The organism is Pseudothioclava nitratireducens (assembly GCF_029210495.1).
In the GTDB taxonomy this organism is placed as follows: Bacteria; Pseudomonadota; Alphaproteobacteria; order Rhodobacterales; family Rhodobacteraceae; genus Pseudothioclava; species Pseudothioclava nitratireducens.
Genome location: NZ_JARGDK010000001.1, coordinates 319211 through 344638, shown reverse-complemented (window position 1 = coordinate 344638; position 25428 = coordinate 319211). Strand labels below are relative to the sequence as shown.

At 65.3% G+C, this 25428-nt stretch carries 21 protein-coding genes; 10 read left to right on the top strand and 11 right to left on the bottom strand.

All coding sequences use genetic code 11. The features are described from left to right. Positions 1–4: 4 nt before the first annotated feature. Both P0X85_RS01675 and deoC read right to left on the bottom strand, forming a co-directional pair. Positions 5–2347: an aldehyde dehydrogenase family protein gene (locus P0X85_RS01675; RefSeq protein ID WP_275807454.1), complete on the bottom strand. Its 2343-nt coding sequence runs from the start codon at positions 2345–2347 to the stop codon at positions 5–7. A 7-nt stretch (positions 2348–2354) separates the two neighbouring features. After that, positions 2355–3311: a deoxyribose-phosphate aldolase gene (gene deoC, locus P0X85_RS01670; RefSeq protein ID WP_275807453.1), complete on the bottom strand. Its 957-nt coding sequence runs from the start codon at positions 3309–3311 to the stop codon at positions 2355–2357. A gap of 219 nt (positions 3312–3530) precedes the next feature. On the opposite strand from deoC, the gene P0X85_RS01665 reads away from it, so the two are divergent. Then, positions 3531–3869 (top strand): hypothetical protein, encoded by a 339-nt coding sequence (locus tag P0X85_RS01665; protein WP_275807452.1) that lies wholly within the window; start codon positions 3531–3533, stop codon positions 3867–3869. A 58-nt stretch (positions 3870–3927) separates the two neighbouring features. Here the strand turns inward: P0X85_RS01665 and grxD are convergent, their stop codons facing one another. From grxD to P0X85_RS01645, 4 genes are all read right to left on the bottom strand, one after another. Next, positions 3928–4290, bottom strand: a complete 363-nt coding sequence (gene grxD, locus P0X85_RS01660) for a Grx4 family monothiol glutaredoxin (protein WP_420851758.1) — start codon at positions 4288–4290, stop codon at positions 3928–3930. Between the two features lie 74 nt (positions 4291–4364). After that, positions 4365–4607, bottom strand: a complete 243-nt coding sequence (locus P0X85_RS01655; protein ID WP_275807450.1) for a BolA family protein — start codon at positions 4605–4607, stop codon at positions 4365–4367. A gap of 157 nt (positions 4608–4764) precedes the next feature. Then, entirely contained in the window at positions 4765–6927 is a 2163-nt protein-coding gene (purL, locus tag P0X85_RS01650; protein WP_275807448.1) for a phosphoribosylformylglycinamidine synthase subunit PurL, read from the bottom strand. Positions 6928–7290: 363 nt separating this feature from the next. Further along, a complete protein-coding gene (locus P0X85_RS01645; RefSeq protein WP_275807446.1) occupies positions 7291–8202 on the bottom strand; it encodes a LysR family transcriptional regulator in 912 nt (303 codons plus the stop codon). Positions 8203–8359: 157 nt separating this feature from the next. Between P0X85_RS01645 and P0X85_RS01640 the strand changes: the two genes are divergently transcribed. The 6 genes from P0X85_RS01640 to P0X85_RS01615 all read left to right on the top strand — a co-directional run bounded on the left by P0X85_RS01640 (position 8360) and on the right by P0X85_RS01615 (position 15386). Then, positions 8360–11758, top strand: a complete 3399-nt coding sequence (locus P0X85_RS01640; RefSeq protein ID WP_275807444.1) for an indolepyruvate ferredoxin oxidoreductase family protein — start codon at positions 8360–8362, stop codon at positions 11756–11758. Between the two features lie 90 nt (positions 11759–11848). After that, positions 11849–12661: a glutamate racemase gene (gene murI, locus P0X85_RS01635; protein WP_275807442.1), complete on the top strand. Its 813-nt coding sequence runs from the start codon at positions 11849–11851 to the stop codon at positions 12659–12661. A gap of 29 nt (positions 12662–12690) precedes the next feature. Beyond that, positions 12691–13719 (top strand): N-acetyl-gamma-glutamyl-phosphate reductase, encoded by a 1029-nt coding sequence (gene argC / locus P0X85_RS01630; protein WP_275807440.1) that lies wholly within the window; start codon positions 12691–12693, stop codon positions 13717–13719. 64 nt (positions 13720–13783) lie between these two features. Then, positions 13784–14227 carry a cytochrome c maturation protein CcmE gene (ccmE, locus tag P0X85_RS01625; protein WP_275807438.1) on the top strand — a complete coding sequence of 148 codons (444 nt, stop codon included), beginning with the start codon at positions 13784–13786 and terminating at the stop codon, positions 14225–14227. 71 nt (positions 14228–14298) lie between these two features. Continuing rightward, positions 14299–14910: a holin-associated N-acetylmuramidase gene (locus tag P0X85_RS01620; protein ID WP_275807436.1), complete on the top strand. Its 612-nt coding sequence runs from the start codon at positions 14299–14301 to the stop codon at positions 14908–14910. Beyond that, entirely contained in the window at positions 14901–15386 is a 486-nt protein-coding gene (locus tag P0X85_RS01615) for a holin family protein (RefSeq protein ID WP_275807434.1), read from the top strand. Before P0X85_RS01620 ends, P0X85_RS01615 begins: the two co-directional genes overlap by 10 nt. Positions 15387–15437: 51 nt before the next feature. Here P0X85_RS01615 and metG read toward each other — a convergent pair whose 3' ends face one another. From metG to P0X85_RS01595, 4 genes are all read right to left on the bottom strand, one after another. Further along, on the bottom strand, positions 15438–17147 hold the full coding sequence (metG, locus tag P0X85_RS01610) for a methionine--tRNA ligase (protein ID WP_275807432.1): 1710 nt from the start codon (positions 17145–17147) through the stop codon (positions 15438–15440). A gap of 611 nt (positions 17148–17758) precedes the next feature. Beyond that, complete coding sequence (locus tag P0X85_RS01605; protein WP_275807430.1) at positions 17759–18886, bottom strand: acyl-CoA dehydrogenase family protein; 1128 nt, start codon at positions 18884–18886, stop codon at positions 17759–17761. Beyond that, the gene (locus P0X85_RS01600; RefSeq protein ID WP_275807428.1) at positions 18886–20073 is read right to left on the bottom strand and encodes an acetyl-CoA C-acyltransferase; all 1188 of its coding nucleotides are present in this window, start codon (positions 20071–20073) and stop codon (positions 18886–18888) included. The genes P0X85_RS01605 and P0X85_RS01600 overlap by 1 nt, the downstream gene beginning before the upstream one ends. 24 nt (positions 20074–20097) lie before the next feature. Continuing rightward, entirely contained in the window at positions 20098–20865 is a 768-nt protein-coding gene (locus P0X85_RS01595) for an SDR family NAD(P)-dependent oxidoreductase (RefSeq protein WP_275807426.1), read from the bottom strand. Positions 20866–20968: 103 nt separating this feature from the next. Here P0X85_RS01595 and P0X85_RS01590 point away from each other — a divergent pair, with 103 nt between their 5' ends. After that, positions 20969–21982 carry an AraC family transcriptional regulator gene (locus tag P0X85_RS01590; RefSeq protein WP_275807424.1) on the top strand — a complete coding sequence of 338 codons (1014 nt, stop codon included), beginning with the start codon at positions 20969–20971 and terminating at the stop codon, positions 21980–21982. Here P0X85_RS01590 and P0X85_RS01585 read toward each other — a convergent pair. Next, positions 21979–22869 (bottom strand): LysR substrate-binding domain-containing protein, encoded by an 891-nt coding sequence (locus P0X85_RS01585; RefSeq protein WP_275807422.1) that lies wholly within the window; start codon positions 22867–22869, stop codon positions 21979–21981. The genes P0X85_RS01590 and P0X85_RS01585 overlap by 4 nt on opposite strands. Positions 22870–23008: 139 nt before the next feature. Between P0X85_RS01585 and P0X85_RS01580 the strand changes: the two genes are divergently transcribed. Together P0X85_RS01580 and P0X85_RS01575 are read left to right on the top strand one after the other, a co-directional pair. Beyond that, positions 23009–24223 (top strand): acyl-CoA dehydrogenase, encoded by a 1215-nt coding sequence (locus tag P0X85_RS01580; protein WP_275807420.1) that lies wholly within the window; start codon positions 23009–23011, stop codon positions 24221–24223. Continuing rightward, positions 24223–25374 carry a CaiB/BaiF CoA transferase family protein gene (locus P0X85_RS01575; protein ID WP_275807418.1) on the top strand — a complete coding sequence of 384 codons (1152 nt, stop codon included), beginning with the start codon at positions 24223–24225 and terminating at the stop codon, positions 25372–25374. Before P0X85_RS01580 ends, P0X85_RS01575 begins: the two co-directional genes overlap by 1 nt. Positions 25375–25428 lie beyond the last annotated feature (54 nt).

Sequence of the window (25428 nt, the reverse complement as noted above, 5' to 3'; positions counted from 1 at the left end):
TGCTTTATGCGCCGTAGGGCACCCAGATCGTTTTGACCTGCGTGGCGCGGGTGAGGAAATCGCGGCCTTGGGCGTCGGTCCAGTCGCGGTTGCTCATCGTCCATGTCGCCTTGAGGTTCCCGGCGCTTTCAGCCTCGGCCATGGTGCGACCCTCGGCCTCGCCGCAATACCAAACTGCGGCCACGTCGTCGTGCTGGGCGAGGGTCTTGGCCAGTTCGTCCTTGGGGCCGGTCACGATATTGACCACGCCGCCGGGCAGGTCCGAGGTGTCGAAGACCTGATAGAGATCGGTCGCGGCCAGTGGCATCGAGGCCGAGGGCACGGCCACGACCCGGTTGCCCATCGCAATCGCGGGTAGCACCAGCGAGGCAAAGCCCAGCAGCGGCGCGTCATCGGGGCAGACCACGCCCATCACCCCGAAGGGTTCATTGATCGCAAGCGTCACCATGTTGCCCGTGGTCGATTTCACCGCGCCGTCGAACTTGTCGGCCCATGCGGCATAGTAGAAAGCGCGCGCGATGGTGGCTTCGGCCTCGGCCGGGTTGGCGCCCATCTCGCGCAGACGGGATTCGAACTCGCGCTGCCGGGCGGAGAGGTTCTCGGCGAGGTAATAGAGCACCTGCGCGCGGTTGTGGCCGGTGGTTTTGCCCCAGCCGGACGCCTTGTGCGCGGCCTCGACCGCGTTGCGGATATCCTTACGAGACCCGAGCGGCGCGAGGCCGATCTCGGTGCCTTTGGCGGTCACGCGATAGGATTGTCCGCTGTCGGGCCGGGCCTGCTTGCCGCCGATATAGAGCTTGGGCGTTCGGTCGATGGCCGGATCGCCCTTGCCGGGCGCGCCGGGATGGGGGGCGGCGTCGAAGCTTGCCTGCGCCTCGGGGCGGGGTTTGGGCGAAGGCCCACGCAGATAGGCGAGCATCCCCTCGCGCCCGCCTTCGCGCCCGAAGCCGCTCTCGCGCATGCCGCCAAAGCCTGCGCCCGCATCAAAAAGGTTGGTGCCGTTCATCCAGATAACCCCCGCCTTGACCTGCGACGCGATGTCGAGGGCGAGGGTGATGTTTTCGGACCAGATCGAGGCGGCCAGCCCGTAGCGGGTGTTGTTCGCCAGTTGCACGGCCTCTTCGGGGGTGCGGAAGGTGGTGAGCGTGGCGACGGGGCCGAAGATTTCCTCGGTGCTCGCCGGGTTGGCCGGGTCCGCGCCGATCAAAAGACCGGGGGCGAAGAAATGACCCGCGGCGGGGAGTTGCCCCTCGCATTGGACAAGGGTCGCGCCCGCCGCCTCGCCCGCGCTGACCAGCGCGGCCACGCGCTGCCGTTGGGTGGCCGAGACGATCGGCCCCATATCGGTGCATTTGTCGAGCGGGTCGCCGACGCGGAGCTTCGAGAGCCGCGTTTGCAGACGTTCGGTGAAGGTATTGGCGACGGCCTCGGCCACGAGGATGCGCGACCCCGCGCAGCAGACTTGGCCTTGGTTGAACCAGATCGCATCGACGACGCCTTCGACGGCGGCGTCGAGATCGGCATCGGCAAAGACCACGAAGGGCGACTTGCCGCCGAGTTCAAGCGTCAGCGCCTTGCCGCTGCCAGCGGTGGCACGGCGGATCTCGCGGCCGATTTCGGTCGAGCCGGTGAAGGCGATCTTGTCCACGGGCGCGGCGGTGAGCGCAGCACCCGTGCGCCCGTCGCCGGTGACGATGTTCACGACGCCTTTGGGCAGGCCGATCTCGGCGCAGATTTCGGCAAAGGCGAGCGCGGTGAGCGGCGTCTGTTCGGCGGGTTTGAGGACGACCGTGTTCCCGGCGGCCAGCGCGGGGGCGATCTTCCATGCGAGCATCAGCAGCGGGAAGTTCCACGGGATGATCTGCCCACAGACGCCATGCGGTGCGAGGCCGGGGAATTCGTCCGCCAGCATCTCGGCCCAGCCGGCATGGTGGTAGAAATGCCGGATCGCGAGCGGGATATCGACATCGCGGCTCTCGCGGATCGGTTTGCCATTATCGAGGGTTTCCAGCACGGCGAGGAAGCGCGCGCGTTTTTGCAGGCTGCGGGCCAGCGCATAGAGGTATTTCGCGCGCTGATGACCCGAGAGCTTCGCCCATTTCGGCTGTGCCTTGCGGGCGGCATCCACCGCACGGGCGACATCCTCGGCGCTGCCCTGACTGATCTGCGCAAGCGTCGCGCCGGTCGCGGGATTCTCGGTCGCGAAGGTGTCGGCAGGCGTGGTGAAGCCCCCGTCGATATAGTGCCCGAACGCGCCGCGTGCGCCGAGCCAGCCCATGACTTCGGCGCTGCTTTCAGGCGCGGGGCCATAATCCATGCTGTCGAGGATCTCTTTCACGGTCGGCATCTTTCCCTCAGGCCAGTGCATGGCGGCTGGAGGACGCATAGCGTCCGGTGACATGGTGTTCGAGTTGGCGCTCGATATCGCCCAGAAGCGACGACGCCCCGATACGGAACAGGTCCGGGCGCAGCCAGTCGCGGCCCAGCTCCTCGTTCATCAGGATTTGCCAGTTGAGCGCGTCCTTGGCGGTCTTGAGCCCGCCCGCTGGCTTGAAGCCGATCTTGGCCCCCGTGCGCGCGCCGTAATCGCGCAGCGCCCGCACCATGGTAAGGCTGACGGGGAGGGTCGCGTTCACGCCTTCCTTGCCGGTCGAGGTCTTGATGAAATCGGCGCCCGCCTGCATGGCGACCATGGAGGCCTTGTAGACATTGCTTAACGTCTGGAGGTCGCCGGTGGCGAGGATCGCCTTGAGATGCGCGTCGCCGCAGGCCTCGCGCATGGCGGCGATCTCGTCGTAGAGCGCGGACCAGTTGCCGCCCAGCACATGGGCGCGGGTGATGACGATGTCGATCTCGGCGGCCCCTTCTTCGACGGCATAGAGGATTTCCGCCAGACGCAGGTTCATCGGGGTGAGGCCCGCCGGGAAGCCGGTTGCAACCGAGGCGACGGGGATGCCGCTACCGTCGAGCGCCCGCACGGCGGCGCGCACCATCGTGGGGTAGACGCAGACCGCGCCGGTGGTCACGCGCTCCAGCCCGAGCCCGGTCAGGATGTGGTCGGCGAGAGGGTTTTTTGCCTTTGCGCAGAGGCGCTTGACGCGCGCCTCGGTATCGTCCCCCGCCAGCGTGGTGAGGTCCATGCAGCGGATCGCGTTGACGAGCCATGCGGCCTGATAGGTCTTCTTAAGCGAGCGGCGCGCGGGCAGTTGCGCGGCGCGGCGCTCGGCGGCGGGTGTATTCACCGCGTGGCCCTCGAACCAGTCCGGGTCGAAGGCCGTGCCGGGATTGCGCGCGAAATCGGAAGGGCTCATGGGCGGTCCTGAATGGCGGCGCGCAGGGGTGCGCGAGAGGCGCTCAGGCTAGCGAATGGCGGATAAGGCATCAATGGGCTTGCCGGGGGGGACGTTGCGGTAAGAAAGGTTAATCTTGTGCTGGTGTGAGCGCCGAAACTGATGCAAATCTTAGCTATCTTATTGCTGTAACTCTGTTCTTTCGTCAGCATCCCGCTTTGGGCAATGATGGCGCCCCCGATGATGATGCTGAGTGATGTTGATCTTCGTATTGGTTACGCCATCGAGCAATTGATGGAGCCGGGCGATGCCTGGCGCGCGCTCGTGCGCGACATGGTCGCGCGCTGGCCCGATGTGCCGCCGCTGGAGTTGTCGATGTCGCTGGTGGCCGCCGCCGCGGCGATCGAGGGGTCGTTCACCGGAGAGGGTCCGTCCGCCCAAGCGGCGGCGCGCGGTTATCGGCTCGCGGCGCTGCTGAGCGTGGATTACTACGCGATGGAGCTTTTGGGGATGCCGCGCGGGACCGCGCGCGATTATCTGACTTATTGGAAGCAGGACCCGTTCTTCGCGCGCCTCTGAGCGTCAGATATGACAAAGCCCCGCGCGGGCGGGGCTTTGTCGGTCATGTGGCCATCACTCAGGCGTTTGCCGCGCGGATCTGCTCGGCGGCTTCCTTGTTGTAGCCGACACCCTCGTCGTCGAAGAGCTTGTCGAGCTCGCCCGAGAGCGTCATCTCGGTCACGATATCGCAGCCGCCGACGAACTCGCCCTTGACGTAAAGCTGCGGGATGGTCGGCCAGTCCGAGAACTCCTTGATGCCCTGACGGATCTCGTCATCGGCCAAAACGTTCACGTCCTTGTAGGTCACGCCCATGAAGTTGAGCACGCCCGCCACCCGCGAGGAGAACCCGCATTGCGGCATTTCCTTGGTGCCCTTCATGTAGAGCACCACGTCATTCTCGGTGATATCCTTCTGGATCTGGTCTTTCGCCGTCATCATGAGTTCCTTTGTTCGCGCTTTGCCACGCTCTGGTGGCACAGATTGGGATCGCGGGGCTTGACCAAAGTCAGGCCTTACTCGGGCGCCTTGGTCGTGAGCGCCAGCGCATGGAGCGCACCGTTCGGCCCGTCCATCGCCCCTTTCAGCGCCGCATAGACCATGCGTTGCTGCTGCACCCGGTTCTTGCCGCGGAAGCTCTCGTCGATCACCTCGGCGGCCCAGTGGTTTCCGTCACCGGCCAGATCCGTGATGGTGATCTGCGCATCGGGAAATTCCGCGCGGATCAGGGCTTCGATATCATGGGCTTCCATCGGCATGGGGGTCTCCTGTCCTTTGACGGCAAATCTAGGGCTGTGGCGGACAGGCTGCAAGGGCGCGCGGCGCCGCATCCCCGCCTGTTTCATCAAACCCGAAATATTCCGGGGGGTGACTGGACCGTGGTCCAGAGGGGGGCAGCGCCCCCCTTGCCCTGTCTTAGCCCTCGACCGCGGCGGCAAAGGCCGTGCGGAACAGCGTCGAGAGATCGGCCAGCGGTGCCGAGGCCCCGCCAAACGCCACATCACTGCCGCCGAAGCTGCCGACGCGGGCGATGGTGACGCCAGCGGCTTTGGCGGCCGCTTCCAGAGCCGACGCGTTCTCGGGCGAAGCGGCAACAAGGTAACGCGCCTGATCCTCACCGAAGAGGGTCGGGATGTCGCCCGCGTCGAGCGTGACGCCAAGACCCGCCTCTTCCGCCATTTCAAAGGCCGCCAGCGCCATGCCGCCATCCGACAGGTCGGCCGCTGCGCGAACCAGCTTGCCGTTGGCACGCAGGAATTCACCGTTCTGACGCTCGGCGTCGAGATCGACATGGGGTGCGTCACCCGCCTCGATCCCGAAGGCCTCGTAGGCGAGGGCAGATTGCCCGAGATGGCCTTTGGTCTCGCCGATCACCAGCGCGATGTCGCCCTCGGCGGGCAGGCCCGCGATCAGCGCGTCAAGCGATGTGAGCAGACCCACCGCGCCGATGGTCGGGGTCGGCAGGATGCCCTTGCCGTCGGTCTCGTTGTAAAGCGAGACGTTGCCCGACACGATCGGCACGTTCAGCGCGCGGCAGGCCGCGTCGATGCCTTTGATGGCGCCCACGAACTGGCCCATGATCTCGGGTTTTTCGGGGTTGCCGAAGTTCAGGTTGTCGGTGGTCGCAAGCGGCAGGGCACCCACGGCGGTCAGGTTGCGATAGGCCTCGGCCACGGCTTGCTTGCCGCCTTCGAACGGGTTGGCGCGCACATAGCGCGGCGTCACGTCCGAAGTGAAGGCCACGGCCTTGTCGGTGCCGTGGATGCGCACGACGCCCGCGCCCAGACCCGGACGGCGCACGGTGTCGCCCATCACCTGCGTGTCGTATTGCTGGTAGACCCACGACTTGTTGGCGTAGTTCGGCGAGCCGATCAGCGCCTTGAGCGCGTCGATGGCGCCGATCGCGGGCAGATCGCCCATCGGCGCGGCGGCGGGCGTTTCCACCCACGGGCGGTCATATTCCGGCGCGGTCGAGGAGAGTTTCGACAGCGGCAGGTCGGCCTTGACCTCGTTGTGATGCAGGATCAGGAAGCGGTCCTCGGCGATGGTTTCGCCGACGATGGCGAAGTCGAGGTCCCATTTCTCGAAGATCGCGCGGGCTTCGGCCTCTTTCTCGGGCTTGAGCACCATGAGCATCCGCTCCTGGCTTTCCGAAAGCATCATCTCATAGGCGGTCATGTTGACTTCGCGCTGCGGCACGTTTTCGAGGTTGAGCTTGATGCCAAGGCCGCCCTTGTCGCCCATTTCGACCGCCGAGCAGGTCAGACCCGCCGCGCCCATGTCCTGAATCGAGATCACCGAGTCGCTGGCCATCAGTTCGAGGCAGGCTTCGAGCAGGCATTTCTCGGTGAAGGGGTCGCCGACCTGAACGGTCGGGCGCTTCTCTTCGATGGTGTCGTCGAACTCGGCCGAGGCCATGGTCGCGCCACCGACACCGTCGCGCCCGGTTTTCGCGCCGAGATAGACGACCGGCATGCCAACGCCCGAAGCGGCCGAGTAGAAGATCTTGTCGCTGTCGATCAGACCGGCGGCGAAAGCGTTCACGAGGCAGTTGCCGTTATAGGAGGGATGGAAGCGGACTTCGCCGCCCACATTCGGCACGCCGAAGCAGTTGCCGTAGGAGCCGACGCCTTCGACCACGCCCTTCACGATATGCGAGGTCTTGGGGTGGTCGGGCATGCCGAAGGAGAGGCTGTCCATCGCCGCGATCGGGCGCGCGCCCATGGTGAAGACGTCGCGCAGGATGCCGCCGACGCCCGTCGCGGCACCCTGATGAGGCTCGATATAGGAGGGGTGGTTGTGGCTTTCCATCTTGAAGACGATGGCCTGCCCGTCGCCGATATCGACGATGCCCGCGTTCTCGCCCGGCCCGCAGATGACCTGCTCGCCCGAGGTATGCAGCGTGCGCAACCATTTCTTGGACGATTTGTAAGAGCAGTGCTCGTTCCACATCGCCGAGAAGATGCCAAGCTCGGTGAAGGTCGGTTCGCGGCCGATGATGTCGAGGATGCGCTCGTATTCGTCGGGCTTGAGACCGTGGGCTGCAATCAGGTCGGGGGTGATCTGCGGCTCGTTCATGGCGTCCTCTTGGGCTGGCGCGGCGTTTGCGTTCTCTTAGGGCAGAAGCGCGCGCGGGGAAAGAGGCTGCACGGGCAAAACACGCGTGTCCGCGCAGGGAAAACGGTGATTTCGCGGGGGGTGTGCAGGCGCGGCGGAGCCGGTGGCGGGGCGGCGAGTCGGATCATCGGCGGCGCGCGAGTTTAGCGCGGGCGAAAAAAAAGGCCGAGACAAAGCTCGGCCATAGTCCAACAGGGAGGTAGAAGGTGATGAGAGTTTCCTCTGATCATCGCCTTCAACGCTCGATTTATGGGCAGTTTGCGAACGCATCAAGTCTAAACATGCTGCAAGTGCAACATGCCCGCCATGCGTTGCGCGCATGCCTCACTGATCGGGGGCGCCTTCGTCCATCTGTTGGCGACGGTAGGCGAGGATTTCTTCCTGCACGAAATCGCGGAACGCGGTGACGCGCCGCGAGGAGCGCAGTTCCTCGGGATAGGCGAGGAAGACGGGCACCTCGACCGATTGCACCTCGGGCAGGACCAGCTCGATGCCGGGGAAGTCGAGGGTGAGGTAATCGGGCAGGATGCCGATACCGATATGGTTCAATACGCCCTGAAGCACGCCAAAATAGTTGTTCACCGTCAGCGTGGAGGCCATATCATAGCCCAGCACCTCTTGGGCGAGTTGCGCGCCTGCGGAAACCTGCGGGGTCGCAGGGTTCTGACAAATCAGGCGATGCGCGCTCAGGTCCGCCATGGTCGCGGGGCGCCCGGCGCGTTCGAGATATTCGGGCGTCGCGTAAAGCCGCATGCGGATATTGAGGAGCCGCTTGCGGATCAGATCAGCCTGCGCCGGTTCCTTCATACGGATCGCGACATCGGCTTCGCGCATGGGCAGGTCGAGCACCCGCTCTTCGAGCATGAGGTCGATTTTCAGGTCCGGGTAGCGTTCGTAAAGCTTGGTCAGGCGCGGCGCGAGCCAGAGCGTCCCGAAGCCGGTCGTCGTGGTCACGCGAAGCTGGCCGAAGACCTCTTCCTCGGAATCGCGGATGCGTGCGGCGGCGGAATCGAGCTTTTTCGCCATGGTCGAGGTGGCCTCGAACAGCAACTCGCCCTGCTCGGTGAGAATCAGCCCCCGTGCATGACGGTGAAACAGCGTGGTTCCAAGCGCATCTTCAAGCGCGCGAATCTGGCGCGACACCGCCGATTGGGACAGGTGCAGCGCGTCGCCGGCATGGGTCAGGGACCCGGCATCGGCCACGGCATGAAAGATTCTGAGCTTGTCCCAATCCATTCCGGTCACTTTCGCATTACTGGCAAACTGTTCGCGCAACGATCAATACATTTATCCGGTAAACTTAACAAACCTGTTTCAGTGGAAAATTCCCTTTGTAGGTCAGCTTTTTTGACCTATCATGAAGATATGCTCACGCCGCAACGGGAGGTGCCTAATGGGCAGGCAGGAAATAACTTTATCCGATCGCTTTGACCTGACCAAAAGCCCGGTTCTGCTGAATGGGACGCAGGCCTTGGTGCGGCTTGTCTTGGCTCAGGCGGCGCGGGATCGCGCGGCGGGGCTGCACACGGGCGGCTATGTCACCGGCTATCGAGGCAGCCCGCTGGGGGCGGTTGACCTTCAGATGCAGCGCGCGACCAAGGAGCTGGCGGCGGCGGATATCCTGTTTCAGGCGGGTCTGAACGAGGACCTCGCGGCGACGGCGCTTTGGGGCACGCAGCAGGCGGAATTGCGCGGCGAGGGCAAGTATGACGGCGTGTTCGGCCTTTGGTATGGCAAGGGGCCGGGGGTGGATCGTTCGGGCGATGTGATGCGTCATGCCAATATGGCGGGAACCTCGGCGCATGGCGGCGTGCTCATGGCGATGGGCGATGACCACACCGGCGAGAGTTCCACCGTGCTGCACCAGTCCGACTGGGCGATGGTGGATGCCTATATGCCGGTGCTGAGCCCGGCGGGGGTGCAGGAAATCCTCGATCTGGGGCTTTACGGCTATGCGCTGAGCCGCTTTGCGGGCGTCTGGGTGGGCCTGAAGACGATGAAGGACACGGTCGAGGCGACGGCGGTGGTCGACGGCGACCCGATGCGGATGCAATTCGTCACCCCCGATTTCAGGATGCCCGAGGGCGGGCTGAATATCCGGCTGGGCGATACGCCGGTCGCGCAGGAAGCGCGGATGATCGACTACAAACGCTTTGCCGCCGAGGCCTTTGCCCGCGCCAACCGGATCGACAAGCGCGTGCATGGCAAACCGGGCGCGAAGATCGGCTTTGTCGCGGCGGGCAAGAACTGGCTCGATCTGGTCCATGCGTTCTCGCTTTTGGGCATCAGCGAGGCCGAGGCGGAGCGGCTGGGGCTGACGACCTATAAGGTCGCGCAGACCTTCCCGATGGACATGAAAAGCTTTTCCGAATGGGCGGAGGGGCTCGATCTGATCGTCGTGGTCGAGGAAAAGCGCAAGCTGATCGAATTACAGGTCAAGGAAGCGATCTTTGACAAGCGCAAGGGCCGCCGGGTGATCGGCTGGCGCCATGACCTGACCGGCGAAGAGGTGTTCCCGACGCGCTATGCGCTCGACCCGATCTGGATTGCTGAGAAGATCGGCGGCATCCTGATTGAAGAGGGGCGCGGCACGGATGCGGTCAAGGCGGGGTTGGCCCGCGTGGCCGAGGCGCGGCGCGCGGATAATGCGCCCGAGCTTGCGACGCGGACGCCATGGTTCTGTTCGGGCTGCCCGCATAACAGCTCGACCAAGGTGCCCGAGGGCAGCCGCGCCTATGCGGGGATCGGCTGTCACTACATGGTGCAGTGGATGGACCGCGACACGCAGGGCTTTACCCATATGGGCGCGGAGGGCGCGAACTGGGTGGGCGAGGCGCCGTTCTCGACGCGCAAGCATGTGTTCCAGAACTTGGGCGACGGCACCTACAACCACTCGGGTGTGCAGGCGATCCGGGCGGCGCTCGCGGCGAATGTGAACATCACATACAAGATCCTGTTCAATGACGCGGTCGCGATGACCGGCGGGCAGAAGAACGAGGGTGATCTGACCGCGCCGCAGATTGCGCGCGAGATTGCGGCGATGGGGGTGAAGCCCATCGTCATCGTCTATGACGAGAAGGAAGAGATCGATCTGTCGGCCTTTCCGCCCGAGATGGAGAAGGTCGAGCGCCGCGATCTGATGGCGGTGCAGAAGCGGCTTGCCGAGACCGAGGGCGTGTCCGCGATCGTCTATGTGCAGACCTGCGCCGCCGAAAAGCGCCGCCGCCGCAAGCGGGGGGCCTTCCCGGACCCGGACAAGCGGGTCTTCATCAACACCGATATCTGTGAGGGCTGTGGCGATTGCGGGGTGCAGTCGAACTGTGTCTCACTGGTGCCGGTCGAGACTGAATTCGGCACGAAGCGCGCGGTCGATCAGTCGAGCTGCAACAAGGATTTCTCCTGCCTGAACGGGTTCTGCCCGAGTTTCGTGACGCTGGAAGGGGCGAAGCTGAAGAAAGCCGCGCCCAAGGCGTTGGAACTGCCGGACCTGCCAGAGCCCATGCTGCCCGAGATCGAGGGCACGCATAACGTGGTCATCACGGGCGTGGGCGGCACGGGGGTCGTCACCATCGGTGCGGTGTTGGCGATGGCGGCCCATGTCGATGGCAAGGGCGCGGGCATGATGGAGATGGCGGGGCTCGCGCAGAAGGGGGGCGCGGTGCATATCCACCTACGGCTCGCCAACCGCCCCGAGGATATCAGCGCGATCCGCGTGGCCGTCGGCGAGGCGGATTGCGTGATCGGCGGCGATCTGGTGGTAAGCGCGGGGGCGAAGACGCTGGGCCTCATGACGACGGGGCGCACGGGGGCGGTGGTCAACGCGCATGAGATCGTCACCGGCGAGTTCACCCGAAACCGCGATTTCCGTCTGCCGACAGACCAGTTGCGGCTGAGCCTTGAGGCGCGGCTGAAGGATCGGGTCGCGTTTTTCGATGCCTCGGAGATGACGCGCAAGCTCTTGGGCGACTCGATCTATTCCAACATGGCGGTGCTGGGGGCGGCGTGGCAGATGGGCTATCTGCCGCTGAGCCACGACGCGATCTGGCGCGCGATCGAGTTGAACGGCGCGGGCGTCGAGGCCAACAAGCGGGCATTCGAACTGGGGCGCTGGGCGGTGGCCTTCCCCGAGGCGGCGCGCGAGGCGATGGCGGATGATGCGCCCGATGTCGCGTCGGTCGATCCGATTGAAGCCCGCGCCGCGCATCTGGAACTCTATCAGGATACGGCGCTGGCCAAGCGGTTCCGCGATTTCGTGGCCCGCTTCCCGGAGGACCTGCGGGTGCCGGTTGCGAAGGGCTATCACAAGCTGCTGGCCTATAAGGACGAATACGAGGTCGCCCGGATGCATCTGGACACGGCCCGCAAGGCGCGCGCCGAGTTCGATGGCGATTTCCGAGTGACCTATCACCTTGCGCCGCCGATCTTTGGGGGCGAGGGCGCGGATGGCCGCCCGATCAAGCGGGCTTTCGGACCGTGGATGGGGCGGGTTTTCGAGGTTCTGGCGCGGATGAAGGGGCTGCGCGGCACGGCGTTCGACCCGTTCGGGCGCAGCGCCGAGCGCAAGATGGAGCGCGCGCTGATCGTGCAATTCGAGCGCGACATGGCGGAGGTTCTGGAACGCCTCAGCCCCGCCACGCAACAGATCGCTCGGGAGCTTGCGGAACTGCCGCTCTCGATCCGGGGCTATGGGCCGGTCAAGACGGCCTCTGAGACGATGGCCGCCAAGCGGCGCGAGGCGTTGCTGGCGGCGTTGCGCGATGGCGGCAGCCCCGATCAACTCGCTGCGGAGTAGCAAATCCCCCGTTTATTTCCGCGCCGTTAGGGCATAATAGGGCCAAAGCCGCGACGCATGGCGCGTCGTGGCGCGTGCGGAGGGCAGGCGATGGCGGTTGGTGTGTTCGACAGTGGTCTGGGCGGTTTGACGGTGTTCGACGCCGTGACCAAACGCTTGCCCGATGTGCCCTTTGTCTATTTCGCGGATAGCGCGCATGCGCCCTATGGTGTGCGCACGGCGGACGACATTTTCAACCTGACCTGCGCCGCGGTGGAGCGGCTTTGGGACGAGGGCTGCGATCTGGTGATCCTCGCCTGTAACACGGCCTCGGCGGCGGCGCTCAAGCGGATGCAGGAGACGTGGCTGCCCAAGGACAAGCGGGTGCTGGGCGTGTTCGTTCCGATGATCGAGGCGCTGACCGAGCGCAAATGGGGCGACAACTCCCCGCCGCGCGAGGTCGAGGTCAAGCATGTCGCGCTGTTCGCGACGCCCGCGACGGTGGCAAGCCGCGCCTTCCAGCGCGAGCTGGCCTATCGCGCAATCGGCGTCGATGTCGAGGCGCAGCCCTGCGGTGGCGTGGTCGATGCAATCGAGGCGGGTGACGAGATCCTCGCCGAGGCGCTGGTGAAGTCGCATGTCGAGGCGCTCAAGCGCCGGATGCCGCTGCCCGAGGCGGCGATCCTTGGCTGCACGCATTACCCGATCATGGAAGAGACCTTCCAGGAGGCGCTGGGCGCCCATGTGAAGGTTTACAGCCAGGCCAATCTGGTGGCGGCTTCGCTTGAGGATTATCTCAAGCGCCATCCCGAGATGATCGGTCCAGGCGCTGATCCGAAATTTCTGACGACGGGTGATCCGTCTACGGTTTCGAACCACGCGACGCGCTTCATGCGCCGCAAGGTGACATTCGAGAAAGCCTGACCCGTCAAGGACCCCCGATGGAGAGACACATGACCAAGAAAATCGCGATCCTCGGTGCGTCCGGCTATACCGGCGCGGAACTCGCCCGGATCATCGCCACCCATCCCGATATGGAAATCGTCGCGCTTTCGGGCGACCGTAAGGCGGGCATGGCGATGGGCGATGTGTTTCCGCATCTGCGCCACATGAAGCTGCCCGATCTGGTCAAGATCGAGGAGATCGACTTTGCCACCGTCGATCTGGCCTTCTGCGCGCTGCCCCATGCCACGAGCCAGGCGGTGATTGCGGAACTGCCGCGCGATCTCAAGGTTGTGGACCTCTCGGCGGACTTCCGACTGCGTGATCCGGCTGCCTATGAGAAATGGTATGGCAAGCCGCATTCGGCCGTCGAATTGCAAAAAGAGGCGGTCTATGGCCTCACCGAATTCTACCGCGACGAGATTCGCGGCGCGCGTCTGGTGGCGGGCACGGGCTGTAACGCGGCGACCGGCCAATACGCGATCCGCCCGCTGATCGAGGCGGGTGTCATCGACCTTGACGAGATTGTGATCGACCTCAAGGCGGGCGTGTCCGGCGCGGGGCGCTCGCTCAAGGAGAACCTGCTCCACGCTGAGCTGTCGGGCGGCACGCATCCCTATTCGGCGGGCGGCGCGCATCGCCACCTTGGCGAATTCGATCAGGAATTCAGTAAGTTGGCAGGCCGCGACGTGCGCGTGCAGTTCACGCCGCACCTGATGCCGTTCAATCGCGGCATCCTTGCGACCGTCTATGTCCGGGGCGAACCGGCGGAAATTCATGCCGCTCTCGCCGCGCGCTATGCCGATGAGGTGTTTCTCGAGGTGCTACCCTTTGGCGCACTCCCCTCGACACGCTCGATTGCAGGCTCCAATTACGTTCATGTCGGCGTGATTGGCGACCGGCTGCCCGGGCGGGCGCTGGTGGTGGTCGCACTCGACAACCTGTGCAAGGGCTCTTCGGGGCAGGCGATCCAGAACGCCAACCTGATGCTCGGCCTTGAGGAAACCGCGGGTCTGATGCTGGCTCCGGTTTTCCCTTGATATAAGTCAGGGCGAAACGCGCGCGAACCGCGTATGCCCACGTCGGAATGCGGAGGAAACGCGGATGAAGAGCCTCAAGAAGAAACGCCGGATTCAGGTCCTGCTTGCGACCGCGGTCGCGCTTTTTGCGTCGGTTGCCATGATCGGTATGGCCTTTCAGGATGGGATCAACTTCTTCCGCGCGCCGACCCAGGTCATGGAAGAGCCGCCCCAGCCCGGCGAGGTCTTCCGTCTGGGCGGTCTGGTCGAGGCGGGTTCCATCAAGCGCGGCGATGGCGAGACCATCACCTTCAACGTGACCGATGGCGGCGCGGTCGTGCCGGTGAAATTTACTGGAGTGCTGCCCGATCTCTTTGGTGAAAATCAGGGCATGATCGGCACGGGCGTGATGGAGGGCGAGGTGTTCGTCGCCGATGAAATCCTCGCCAAGCACGACGAAAGCTACATGCCCAAAGAGGTCGTGGACGCGCTCAAGGAGCAGGGCGTTTATCAGGAGCCCAGCTCCTGACCGTTCGGCCCGTTCCGGCACCGTTAACCTGACACGCGCACATTTCCCCGGGGGAGCTGGGGAAATGAGCGATGAAATCAGTCACTGAAATTGCACGAGAAATCGTCGCCCGTGAGGGCGGCTTTGTGAACGATCCCGACGATCCGGGCGGCGCGACGAAATATGGCGTGACGCTAGGCACGATGCAGCGTCTTGGTCTGGATATGACCGGCGATGGCGCGATCACCGAGATGGATGTGCGGGTGCTCTCGCGCGCGCAGGCCGAAGAAATCTTCGTCAAACATTATTTCGAGGTCCCGCGGATCGCGGAACTGCCCGAGGCGCTTCATGCCTCGGTCTTCGACATGTATGTGAATTCGGGCTCCAACGCGGTGGTGATCCTGCAACGGCTTTTGCGGAAGATGGGCCATGAGGTAGCGGTCGACGGGGCCATCGGCCCACAGACCATCGCCGCCGCCCGCGCGGCACAGGCCGAAGCGCCCGGCCATCTCGCGGATGCCTACGGGATCGCGCGCCGCAACTTCTACTACGCGCTCGCCGACGCCCGCCCCGCCAGCCGCAAATACGCGCGCACCCGCGCGGGGGGCAAAGGCGGCTGGATCAAGCGCGCCGAAGAGTTCATCTCGCCGCGCTTTCACCTGTCCGAGGCCGAGCACCGCGCACGGGTGGCGAAATGGGCGTGATCGACAAGCTGATCGGAGGGGCGAGTTCGACCCGCGCGCTCGGGCAGGCCGCGACCGGTCTGGCCGAGGTTTTCATCCCGAACGCCACCAAGAAAATGGAGGCTGCGCATGACGCCTATATCGCGGCGATGGACGAGCATGGGGCAGAGTTCGAGCATATCCGCCCCGGCCTCTTCGACCGCTTCGTGAACGGTCTGAACCGGCTGCCGCGCCCATTCTTGGCCTTCGGGACGCTGGGCCTTTTCGTCTATGCGATGATCGAGCCGGTCGGGTTCGCGCGGCGTATGGTAGGGCTCAACTATGTGCCCGAGCCGCTCTGGTGGCTCTTGGGCGCGATTGTCGGCTTCTATTTCGGGGCGCGTGAGGCCTATTACTTTCGCACCAAGCCGACAGTGACGCCGCGCGCGGAAACCCTGCCCGAAGAGGTGAACCCCGCCCTTGAAGAATGGCGCGCAAGCATAAGGGCGACTGAATAGCCGCCCTTTCCTCAAACTTCACATTCCGGGGGTGCGGGGCCGCGCCCCCGTTCAACCGCGGGTCCCGGCGAAGCGCTGCTGCCAGTCTTCGCGCTCTTCGTCGGCGATCTTGCGGAACAGGTTGTCCGGCACGTCGAACGCATGGCCCGCCGGCAGGAAGGACAGCGCGGCGCGGACATCGCCGGGCCAGCTCGTATCGTCGGTCTTCATCGCGGCGAGCATCGTTTCCGACGCATCGGGGATGAAGGGCGCGGACAAGACCGCATAGACCCGGATCAGGTTGAGCGCGAGGCGCGCCTGCGCTGCGGCCTGCGCGGGATCGGTCTTGAAGGCCGACCACGGCGCGGCGGCCTGAAGATATTCGTTGCCCGCCACCCAGATTGCGCGCAACTCATTGGCGGCCTTGCGGACTTCCTTGTCGTCCATGTGCCGCTCGTACTCGGCGATACGGGTCGTCAGCTCCGCAATCAGCGCCTCTTCCTGCGCGCCCCATGCGCCACCCTCGGGTAGCGCCTCGCCGAATTTCGAGCGGGTGAACTTGGTGATGCGGCTGACGAAATTGCCCAGCACATCGGCGAGGTCCTTGTTCACCGAGGCCTGGAAATTCTCCCAGGTGAATTCGCTGTCCGCGCTTTCGGGCGCATGGCTCAAGAGCCACCAGCGCCAGTAATCGGAGGGCAGGATTTCCAGCGCCTGATCCATGAATACGCCGCGCCCGCGCGAGGTCGAGAACTGGCCGCCATCGTAGTTCAGGTAGTTGAACGACTTGATGTAATCGACGAGCTTCCACGGCTCATTCGAGCCAAGGATCGTCGCCGGGAAGCTGAGCGTGTGGAAGGGGACGTTATCCTTGCCCATGAATTGGGTGTAAGTCACATCCTCGGCGCCCGCGTCGGTGCGCCACCAGCGCGCCCAGTCGCCGCCGGTCTTGTCGGCCCATTCCTGGGTCGCGGCGATATATTCGATGGGCGCGTCGAACCAGACATAAAAGACCTTGCCCTCCATGCCTTCCCACGGTGCGCCCTCGAATTGCGCCGGCACGCCCCAATGCAGGTCGCGCGTGATGCCACGGTCTTGCAGGCCGTCGCCATCGTGCAGCCATTTCTTGGCGATCGAGGTGGTCAGCACCGGCCAGTCGGTTTTCGAGTCGATCCACGCATCGAGTTTGTCCTTCATCGCCGACTGGCGCAGGAACAGGTGCTTGGTCTCGCGCATCTCCAGATCGGTCGAACCCGAAATCACCGAATGCGGGTTGATGAGGTCCACCGGATCAAGCTGCTTGGTGCAGTTGTCGCATTGGTCGCCGCGCGCGCTCTCGAAGCCGCAATTCGGGCAGGTGCCCTCGATATAGCGGTCGGGCAGGAAGCGGCCATCGGCCTTGGAATACATCTGCTGCTCGGTCACTTCGCGGATCAGCCCGTTCGCAGCGAGCGCCTTGGCGAAATGCTGGGTCAGCGCGTGGTTCTGCGCGCTCGACGAGCGGCCGAAATGGTCGAAGCTCAGGCGGAAGCCGCGTGCGATCTCGGCCTGCACGTCGTGCATCTCGGCGCAATAGTCCGCGACCGGCTTGCCCGCCTTGTCGGCGGCGAGTTCGGCGGGGGTGCCGTGCTCGTCTGTCGCGCAGATAAACATCACCTCATGGCCGCGCGCCCGGCAATAGCGGGCAAAGAGGTCCGCCGGAAGCTGGGAACCGACGAGATTGCCCAGATGCTTGATGCCGTTGATGTAGGGGATCGCCGAGGTGATCAGATGCCGCGCCATGTCAAACCCGTTTCGCCTTGTGTTGCGCGCGGTTTACAGGGGATTCGGCCCCGAGGCCAGAGGGCAGAGCGGAGTGGCCCCGCGTGGCGTTGCCCTGCCGTCTCTCGGCGCGACCAATGGGAGCACGGCAGAGCCGGGGCCAGCGATTCTGTGCGAAAGGGCAGCGTTGCTTACCTTGGGGAATGCCTGAAATATTGGCAGGACATGCAGATAGTGCAACCCTTGCGTGTATTTTCTGGGTCTAAACCGGGAAAATATGCTAGAACCCAGCCAAATCCACCCCGCGATTTGACAGAATCGGGTGATGCCCCGCACAGTTAAAGCCTGTGAAAGTGAATTTTTACTGGGACTTTGGGGGATTTCTCATGCAAGCAACGGCGAAGACTTATGCCGCGCCGCTTCTGCAGCGGCATGGTAGACTTGAAGACCTGACCCATTGGGGGTCCAGCTGGGGCTGGGGGTGGAGTTGGGGCGGCGGCGGCCACCACGACGGCCATCACGACGGCGACGGCTGTGAGTGCAAGGGCGACGACTGCCTGTCCTTCTCGTAAGGCTGCTGTCATCAAACCGACCGGGGCATGCGGCGGACGCGTGCCCCGGTTGTTTTTTGTTCAAAGCCCGCGCGCGATGACGATCCGCTGCACGTCGCTCGTGCCCTCGTAGATCTGGCAGACGCGCACATCGCGATAGATCCGCTCGACTGGGTAATCGGCGAGATAGCCATACCCGCCATGGATCTGAATCGCGGCGGAACACACGGCTTCGGCCGCCTCGGACGCAAAGAGCTTGGCCATCGAGGCTTCTTGCAGACAGGGACGCCCCGCCTCGCGCAGCGCTGCCGCATGCAGAACCATTTGCCGCGCCGCCTCGATCCGGGTGGCCATATCCGCGAGGCGGAAGGCCACGGCCTGATGTTCGATGATGGGTTTGCCGAAGGTCACCCGCTCGCGCGCATAGTCGCGGGCAGCCTCGAAGGCCGCGCGGGCCATGCCGACGGATTGCGCGGCGATGCCGATGCGCCCGCCCTCAAGGTTCGCCAGCGCGATCTTGTAGCCCTCACCTTCCTCGCCCAGGCGGTTTTCGACCGGCACGCGCATGTCGGTGAAGGAGAGCGCGCAGGTGTCCGAACTATGCTGGCCGAGCTTGTGTTCGACCGAGACGACCTCATAGCCGGGGGTGTCGGTCGGCACGATAAAGGCAGAGATGCCGCGCTTGCCGGCGTCGGGGTCGGTCACCGCGAAAAGGATGATGACATCGCCGTTCTTGCCCGAGGTGATGAACTGCTTCGCGCCGTTGATGACGTAGTGATCGCCATCGCGGCGCGCGCGGGTCTTGAGCGCAGAGGCGTCCGATCCGGCTTGCGGTTCGGTCAGGGCGAAGCCGCCGATCCACTCGCCCGCCGCCATCTTCGGCAGGAAGCGCTGTTTCTGCGCCTCGGTGCCAAAGCGCAGGATCGGCGCGCAGCCGACAGAGCTGTGGACCGAGAGGATGGTCGAGCAGGCCCCGTCGCCCGCCGCCACTTCCTCAAGCGCCAGCGCATAGGCCACCGCGCCCAGATCCGAGCCGCCATAGCTCTCGGGCACCAGCATCCCCAAAAGGCCCAACTCGCCCATCGCGCGCAGTTCCGCACGCGGGAAGGCGTGGTCACGGTCGCGTTGGGCAGCGCCGGGCGCCAGCCGCTCGGCGGCGAAGGCGCGCACCATGTCGCGCACCTGCTCTTGCGTTTCGGTCAGCAGCATCAGGACACCCGTTCGATTGCGATGGCCGTCGCTTCACCGCCGCCGATGCAGAGCGATGCGACCCCGCGCGAAAGACCGTAGGTCTCCAGCGCGGCGAGCAGCGTCACCATCACCCGCGCGCCGGACGCGCCGATCGGGTGGCCAAGCGCGCAAGCCCCGCCATGCACGTTCACCTTGTCATGGGGCAGGTCGAGATCGCGCATCGCCGCCATGGTGACGACCGCGAAGGCCTCGTTGATCTCGAAGAGATCGACATCGCCCATTGCCCAGCCGATCCGCTCCGACAGGCGGCGCATCGCGCCGATGGGGGCGGTCGGGAACAGGTTGGGCTTGTCGGCAAAGGTGGCGTGGCCGTGGATGACCGCGCGCGGGGTGAGGCCGCGCTTCTCGGCCTCGGAGCGGCGCATCAGCACCAGTGCCGCCGCCCCGTCCGAGATCGAACTGGAATTGGCCGCCGTGACGGTGCCGTCCTTGCGGAAAGCGGGCTTGAGGCCGGGGATCTTGTCGAGCCGCGCCTTGCCGGGTTGCTCGTCGATCTCGACCAGCACGTCGCCCTTGCGCGTCTTCACGGTGAAGGGCGCGACCTCGGCGGTGAACTTGCCGCCCTCGATCGCGGCTTGCGCGCGCTTCAGTGAGGTGATCGCGAAATCGTCCTGCGCCTCGCGGGTGAACTGATAGGCCTCGGCGCAGTCTTCGGCGAAGGTGCCCATCAGGCGGCCTTTGTCATAGGCGTCTTCGAGCCCGTCGAGGAACATGTGGTCCATCACCTGCCCGTGACCCATGCGGTAGCCGCCGCGCGCCTTGGGCAGCAGGTAGGGGGCGTTCGACATGCTCTCCATGCCGCCCGCGACCATCACATCGGCGCTGCCCGCAAGAATCAGGTCATGGGCGAGCATCGCCGCCTTCATCCCCGAGCCGCACATCTTGTTGACTGTGGTCGCACCGGCGCCAAGCGGAAGGCCCGCGCCAAGCGCCGCCTGCCGCGCCGGGGCCTGACCCTGACCGGCGGGAAGCACGCAGCCGAAGATCACCTCTTCGACGGCCTCGGGCGACAGGCCCGCGCCTGCGAGGCTTGCGCGGATCGCGCTGGCGCCCAGTTCGGCGGCGTTCGCCCCGGCGAGATCGCCCTGAAACCCGCCCATCGGCGTGCGGGCGCTGCCCACGATGACAATCGGATCGTCCTGCATGGTTTATCCTCCCTGAAAGGCGCCTTAGCGCGGCGCCATGCGAAGCGCGCCGTCGATGCGGATCACCTCGCCGTTGAGCATCTGGTTCTCGATGATCTGGCGCACCAGCGCCGCATATTCCGCAGGCCGCCCGAGACGCGGCGGGAACGGCACCGAGGCCCCGAGGCTGTCCTGCACCTCTTGCGGCAGGCCCAACATCATCGGTGTGCCGAAAATCCCCGGTGCGATGGTGACGACGCGGATGCCGAACCGTGAGAGTTCGCGCGCGGCGGGCAGGGTGAGCGAGGCGACGCCGCCCTTGGAGGCCGCGTAGGCCGCTTGCCCGATCTGCCCGTCAAAGGCCGCGATGGAGGCGGTGTTGACGATCACGCCGCCATCCTCGCCCTCGGCGCGCGCCTGCCTGGAGATCGCGTCGGCGGCAAGGCGCAGCATGTTGAAGGTGCCGATCAGGTTGATCGAGATCGCCCGCGCGAAGCTGTCGAGCGCATGCGGCCCCTCGCGCCCGACGATCTTTGCGCCCGGCGCGACGCCCGCGCAATTCACGAGCCCGTCGATCCGGCCAAAGGCCTCTTGCGCGGCGGCGACTGCAGCGCGTCCGTCGGCATCGCTCGTGACATCCGTTTTGCAAAAGAGCGCGTTCGGTCCAAGCGCTTCGGCCTGCGCCGCGCCCGCTTCGGCATTCACGTCGAGCAGCACGGCCTTGCCGCCCGCCTCGACCACCATCTGCCCCACGGCCGCGCCCAGACCCGAGCCGCCGCCGGTGATCAGAAATACCCGATCCTTGATCTGCATCCTGTCCTCCCAGTGCATCCGCACGCCTCAGCTTAGCGAGGCCTCCGCCTTCTGTGCTAGTCCGACGTCATATTGCAAACAATGACATTGCGGGTCTAATAGAATGATCGGTTTTGCAATGCAGGTGCTGGCCATGGAGCGGCGCATGATTTCGCCGGGTTTTGTCGAGGATGCGCTCGACTGCCTGCGCGCGCAGGGGCGGGAGGTGACGCCCTTTCTGCATCGGCTGGGCCTGCCCGATCCGATCACGGAACCGGTCACCGCCGAGCAATATGGCGCGCTCTGGCTCGCCATGGCGGAAGAGTTGGACGACGAGTTCTTCGGCCTCGCCGCGCGCGCCATGCGGCCGGGAAGCTTCGCGCTGCTCTGTCATGCGGTGCTGCATGCGCGCACGCTCGAACAGGCGCTGAACCGGGCGCTGCGGTTTCTGCGGGTGGTGCTCGACGATCCGGCGGGGGTTCTGGAGGCCCATGACGGGCAGGCGGAAATCCGGCTGCGCGATGCAGGCGGGCCGCGCCGGGCCTTTGCCTACCGGACCTATTGGCTGATCCTGCACGGGCTGGCCTGCTGGCTGGTCGGGCGGCGGATTCCGCTGCGCCGCGTCGATTTCGCCTGCCCGCCGCCCGCGCATCGGGCCGACTACCGGGTGTTCTTCGGCGCGCCCGTGCAATTCGATGCGCCGCAAAGCCGTCTGGCCTTCGATGCCGCCTATCTCGCGCTGCCGGTGATCCGCACCGAGGCGGCGCTGCGGGTCTTCCTGCGTGGGGCGCCGGCGAATTTCCTCGTGCGCTATCGTCACGACGAGGGGGTCACGGCCCGTCTGCGCGCGCTCTTGCGTGACCTGCCTGCCACGGACTGGCCGCGCTTTGACGACCTTGCGCGGCAATGGCATCTGCCGCCCGCCACGCTTCGTCGCCGTCTGCGCGCCGAGGGGCAGAGTTACGGCGCGCTCAAGGATGAGTTGCGTTTCGTGCGGGCGCAAAGGCTCTTGCGGGACACCGACCGCCCCGTCGCGCAGATTGCCGCCGATCTCGGCTATAGCGAACCGAGCGCCTTTCACCGGGCCTTTCGCAAATGGTCGGGCCAAAGCCCCGGCGCGTTTCGGCTGGGTGGTTAGCCCGCGCCGATCTCGCGCAGGAGCCAGTCGCGGAAGGCGGTGACATGGGGCGCGGGGGCGCTGTGCTCGGGCAGGAACAGCGCGTAGTCGTCGCCGGTGCGGAACCGACGCGGCGCGGCCAGCATCAGCCGCCCGGAGGTCAGCGCCTCGCGCGCGACGATTTCGGGGACGAGACCCACGCCCAGACCCACGGCGGCCGCGTCGATAATCATGTCGAAATGATCGAACCGCGCCCCGCGCAGGATCAGCCGCGCGTCGGCCCCGGTCTCGCGGAACCAGTCGAGCCAAAGCGTCGCCCGCGTGGACTGTTGGAGGAGCGGCAAGCGGAGCACGTCTTCGGGCGAGAGTTCCGACCGCCCCGCCATCAGCGCGGGCGCGGCCACCAGCACCAGCTCTTCGGCAAGGATCGGCTCGGCCGCGACCGCCGCCTCATGACGCGCGCGCATGATTGAGAGGTCAAAGGGCTCGTGGGCGAAATCGACCGGCGTCAGCCGCGCGGCAAGATCGACGGTCACCTCGGGGGCCTCGGCGGCGAAACGGTGCAGGCGCGGGATCAGCCAACTGCGCCCGAAGCTCGGCAAAACCGCCATCCGCAGCACGGTGCGCTCGCCCCCGAAGGCAATGGCCGAGGCGGTCGCGTCGCTCAGGTCTGCCAGAAGCCGCTCGGCGCGTTCAAGAAAGGCTGCGCCCGCGGGCGCCAGCACCAGCCGCCGCCGCACCCGGTTGAACAGCGCAACCCCCAGCCGGTCCTCAAGCGTGGCCAGTGAGCGCGATACCGCGCTTTGCGTCAGGTTGAGTCGACGCGCGGCCATCACGGTCGTGCCTTCGCGCGCGCAGGCGGTGAAGGCTTCGAGTTCCGAGATGCTGGGGATATGGCTTTGCGGCATTGTTTACGCCTGATTTGCTGCTTTCCGGCCAAAGTCTATTACTTTTACTCATTGACTGACCAGATATTATCGTTTCACACCAGCCTCGCGCCCGGCTAGGATCGGTGCAAATCCAGATATTCAGCCCCGGAGCCCAGCGATGACCAGCCCGCTTAAACCCAAGGACCGCCCCGATCTCGCAGGCTTCTCGTGGGAGGACCCCTTCCTTCTCGACGATCAGCTCACCGAAGAAGAGCGGATGATCCGCGACTCGGCCTACGCCTTCGCGCAGGACAAGCTCGCCTCGCGCGTGACCCAAGCCTATCTCGATGAGGTAACCGACCCGGAGATCTTCGCTGAAATGGGCGAACTGGGGCTTCTCGGTGCGACCATTCCCGAAGCCTATGGCGGTCTGGGTGCATCCTATGTCGCCTACGGTCTGGTGGCGCGCGAAGTGGAGCGTGTCGATAGCGGCTACCGCTCGATGATGTCGGTGCAGTCGAGCCTCGTCATGTATCCGATTTTCGCCTACGGCACCGAGGCGCAGCGCCAGAAATACCTGCCCAAACTCGCCAGCGGCGAATGGATCGGCTGCTTTGGCCTGACCGAGCCGGATGCGGGATCGGACCCGGCGGGCATGAAGACCACCGCCAAGAAAACCGATGGCGGCTATGTGCTGAACGGCTCGAAAATGTGGATCTCGAACGCGCCGATCGCGGATGTCTTCGTGGTCTGGGCGAAATCCGAGGCGCATGGCGGCAAGATCAAAGGTTTCGTGCTTGAGAAGGGCATGAAAGGTCTCTCGGCACCGAAGATCGGAGGAAAGCTCTCGCTCCGGGCTTCGGTGACCGGCGAGATCGTGATGGAGAATGTCGAGGTCGGCGAGGATGCGCTTCTGCCCGAGGTTTCGGGTCTGAAGGGGCCGTTCGGCTGTCTTAACCGGGCGCGCTACGGCATCGCATGGGGTGTGATGGGCGCGGCAGAGGATTGCTGGCATCGCTCGCGCCAATACGGGCTCGACCGCAAGCAGTTCAACAAGCCGCTGGCCGGCATGCAGCTTTACCAGAAGAAGCTTGCCGATATGCAGACTGAGATCACGCTCGGCCTTCAGGCCGCGCTGCGTGTCGGTCGCCTGATGGACGAGGCCCGCGCCGCGCCCGAGATGATCAGCCTGATCAAGCGCAACAACTGCGGCAAGGCGCTCGATATCGCGCGGCTGGCGCGCGACATGCATGGCGGCAACGGCATTCAGGCCGAATACCACGTGATGCGGCATGCGGCGAACCTCGAGACGGTGAACACCTATGAGGGCGCGCATGACGTTCATGCGCTGATCCTTGGCCGTGCGCAAACCGGCCTGCAGGCGTTCTTCTGATGACGCGGCCACCGCTCGATGGGGTGCGGGTTCTCGAACTCGCCCGGATTCTCGCGGGGCCTTGGGCGGGGCAGATCCTCGCCGACCTTGGGGCGGATGTTCTCAAGGTCGAGGCCCCGGAGGGTGACGATACCCGCCGCTGGGGTCCGCCCTTCGTCGAACACGAAGGTGACCGCGCTGCGGCCTATTTCCACGCGACGAACCGGGGCAAGCGCTCGGTCACGGTCGATTTCCGCACGCCTGAGGGGCAGGCGCAGATCCGCGAGCTGGTGCGGGACGCGGATGTGGTGATCGAGAACTTCAAGCTGGGCGGGTTGAAGAAATACGGGCTGGATTACGAGAGCCTGTCGCAGATCAATCCGGGGCTGGTCTATTGCTCGATCACCGGCTTTGGGCAGGACGGGCCCTATGCGCCGCGCGCGGGCTATGACTTTTTGATTCAAGGTATGGCGGGCTGGATGTCGCTCACCGGTGATCCGGCGGGCGAGCCGCAGAAGGTCGGCATCGCCTTCGCCGACATTTTTACTGGGCTGTATGCGGTCATTGGCATTCAGGCGGCACTGGCTGCGCGCGCGCAGACCGGGCGCGGGCAGCTGGTCGATATGGCGCTTTTGGATTGCGCAGTGGGGGTTCTGGCCAATCAGGGGATGAACTTCCTGACGACCGGGCGTGCGCCCTCGAGACTGGGCAACGCGCATCCCAATATCGCGCCCTATGAGGTGCTGCCGACGGGCTCCGGGGATATCATCCTCGCCGTCGGCAATGACGGGCAGTTCGCGCGCGCCTGCGGCGTGCTGGGACTGACGGGGCTTGTTGGCGATCCGCGTTTTGCGACGAACGAGGCGCGCGTCGCCAATCGGCTCGTGCTGCGAGAGAGCCTTGTGGCGGCGCTGATAACCTGGGACCGCGCGGAGCTTCTGGCCGCGTTCGAGGCCGCCACCGTGCCCGCCGGGCCGATCAACACGCTCGATCAGGTCTTTGCCGATCCGCAGGTGATCGCGCGCGGCATGCAGATCGACTCGGAGGGCGTGCCGGGCCTGCGCTTGCCGATCCGCCTCTCCGAGAGCCCCCTTGCCCCGGCCCATGCCGCCCCTGCGTTGGCGTCTGTTGATGCCGCACCGGCAGGATGGCGACCGCGCGAGGAGGGGTGAGCGAGCGGGTATAAAAACCCGTTTGACATCCGCGGTCTATCGCGCGCGAAATCG

Bases quoted from the DNA above. Each gene is read 5' to 3' on its own strand.
- P0X85_RS01675 (WP_275807454.1), bottom strand. From the start codon at position 2,347: ATGCCGACCGTGAAAGAGATCCTCGACAGCATGGATTATGGCCCCGCG.
- deoC (WP_275807453.1), bottom strand. From the start codon at position 3,311: ATGAGCCCTTCCGATTTCGCGCGCAATCCCGGCACGGCCTTCGACCCG.
- P0X85_RS01665 (WP_275807452.1), top strand. From the start codon at position 3,531: ATGATGATGCTGAGTGATGTTGATCTTCGTATTGGTTACGCCATCGAG.
- grxD (WP_420851758.1), bottom strand. From the start codon at position 4,290: ATGATGACGGCGAAAGACCAGATCCAGAAGGATATCACCGAGAATGAC.
- P0X85_RS01655 (WP_275807450.1), bottom strand. From the start codon at position 4,607: ATGCCGATGGAAGCCCATGATATCGAAGCCCTGATCCGCGCGGAATTT.
- purL (WP_275807448.1), bottom strand. From the start codon at position 6,927: ATGAACGAGCCGCAGATCACCCCCGACCTGATTGCAGCCCACGGTCTC.
- P0X85_RS01645 (WP_275807446.1), bottom strand. From the start codon at position 8,202: ATGGATTGGGACAAGCTCAGAATCTTTCATGCCGTGGCCGATGCCGGG.
- P0X85_RS01640 (WP_275807444.1), top strand. From the start codon at position 8,360: ATGGGCAGGCAGGAAATAACTTTATCCGATCGCTTTGACCTGACCAAA.
- murI (WP_275807442.1), top strand. From the start codon at position 11,849: ATGGCGGTTGGTGTGTTCGACAGTGGTCTGGGCGGTTTGACGGTGTTC.
- argC (WP_275807440.1), top strand. From the start codon at position 12,691: ATGACCAAGAAAATCGCGATCCTCGGTGCGTCCGGCTATACCGGCGCG.
- ccmE (WP_275807438.1), top strand. From the start codon at position 13,784: ATGAAGAGCCTCAAGAAGAAACGCCGGATTCAGGTCCTGCTTGCGACC.
- P0X85_RS01620 (WP_275807436.1), top strand. From the start codon at position 14,299: ATGAAATCAGTCACTGAAATTGCACGAGAAATCGTCGCCCGTGAGGGC.
- P0X85_RS01615 (WP_275807434.1), top strand. From the start codon at position 14,901: ATGGGCGTGATCGACAAGCTGATCGGAGGGGCGAGTTCGACCCGCGCG.
- metG (WP_275807432.1), bottom strand. From the start codon at position 17,147: ATGGCGCGGCATCTGATCACCTCGGCGATCCCCTACATCAACGGCATC.
- P0X85_RS01605 (WP_275807430.1), bottom strand. From the start codon at position 18,886: ATGCTGCTGACCGAAACGCAAGAGCAGGTGCGCGACATGGTGCGCGCC.
- P0X85_RS01600 (WP_275807428.1), bottom strand. From the start codon at position 20,073: ATGCAGGACGATCCGATTGTCATCGTGGGCAGCGCCCGCACGCCGATG.
- P0X85_RS01595 (WP_275807426.1), bottom strand. From the start codon at position 20,865: ATGCAGATCAAGGATCGGGTATTTCTGATCACCGGCGGCGGCTCGGGT.
- P0X85_RS01590 (WP_275807424.1), top strand. From the start codon at position 20,969: ATGATCGGTTTTGCAATGCAGGTGCTGGCCATGGAGCGGCGCATGATT.
- P0X85_RS01585 (WP_275807422.1), bottom strand. From the start codon at position 22,869: ATGCCGCAAAGCCATATCCCCAGCATCTCGGAACTCGAAGCCTTCACC.
- P0X85_RS01580 (WP_275807420.1), top strand. From the start codon at position 23,009: ATGACCAGCCCGCTTAAACCCAAGGACCGCCCCGATCTCGCAGGCTTC.
- P0X85_RS01575 (WP_275807418.1), top strand. From the start codon at position 24,223: ATGACGCGGCCACCGCTCGATGGGGTGCGGGTTCTCGAACTCGCCCGG.